This is a genomic window from Paenibacillus sp. OT2-17 (assembly GCF_009827695.1).
Taxonomy (GTDB): Bacteria; Bacillota; Bacilli; order Paenibacillales; family Paenibacillaceae; genus Paenibacillus; species Paenibacillus polymyxa_B.
In genome coordinates this window covers 1-925 of record NZ_WUDQ01000907.1, presented here as the reverse complement: position 1 = coordinate 925, position 925 = coordinate 1, and the positions used below count along the sequence as shown (strand labels likewise).

The 925-nt window shown below is 37.7% G+C and carries 1 protein-coding gene and 1 pseudogene; both read right to left on the bottom strand.

Annotated features, from left to right (window positions below; translation table 11 throughout):
- Positions 1–388: pseudogene (locus GRP75_RS28100) on the bottom strand (hypothetical protein); the annotation flags it as partial.
- Positions 389–580: 192 nt separating this feature from the next.
- Positions 581–925: SRPBCC family protein (locus GRP75_RS28095; protein WP_160791019.1), on the bottom strand; the 345-nt coding region annotated here is incomplete at its 5' end.

The window sequence follows — 925 nt, the reverse complement described above, 5'->3', positions numbered from 1 at the left end:
ACTGAATAACGTAAATAGAAGAGCCAGAAGTATCATTAATAGCACCTGGTTCTGCTACTCCAAAAAAATACGCAAACAGAAATACAAAAAGTTGTAAATTAATGTAGGCCGTTAGACCAGAACCAGCAGAAAAAGCTGCTAGATGGGTTTTGATCCCTAAACCAAATCTAAAAAAGATAACCATTAACAAATACTGAAGCGGCAAATCTAATTTAGGCAAGCCTATAACTTCCCTCATTAGAAAGGAAAACAAAGCTATGCCAATTGCATAAAATAATATTTTTCTACGATATTCCCTCACGGGAAGCATATAAAGCTTTAAGACCAAAATAACAGCGGCCAAAGCATCGAATACACCAAGTGATATATATAAAAAAGCAGATAACACAGATACACCATCCTCTTATTTCGCCTGTTGTAATTGTATATTTTACTATTAGATGTGGCAATGAAATAATCTAGTAAACTGGTAATATTTGTTTTTATGTAAGGTAAATATTTATTTTTGTCATCAAAAAATATAAAAAGAACGATTTTAAAATCGTCCTCTTGTTGCAGTTTTAGCCTGGAACCTTCTGAATTATCTATCTGGCATCATCCTTTTGTCGAGCTGCTCAAGTACAAGCGGCCAAGCCTGCTCATGTTGGTTTCTTGAATTCTCGTCTGGTAAACCTGCATGCGTTAAGTAAAGATGCGTGCCATTACCGCGAGGTTTAAGCTCAACAGTGAGAACTGTTTCAGCTCCCTTGGTACCGCCTTCGCCAGTAACCCAAGTCAGCTCGATAAGTCTGTTTTGCTCAAGTCTTAGAAATCTTCCGTAATGTGGATGACGCTTCCCCTCAAAATGCGTTTCGAAAAAGAAGGTCGTGTTCACTTCAGCCTCCATTAATACTGATTCTGGGGCTGCAAACCAACTGTCAAACTG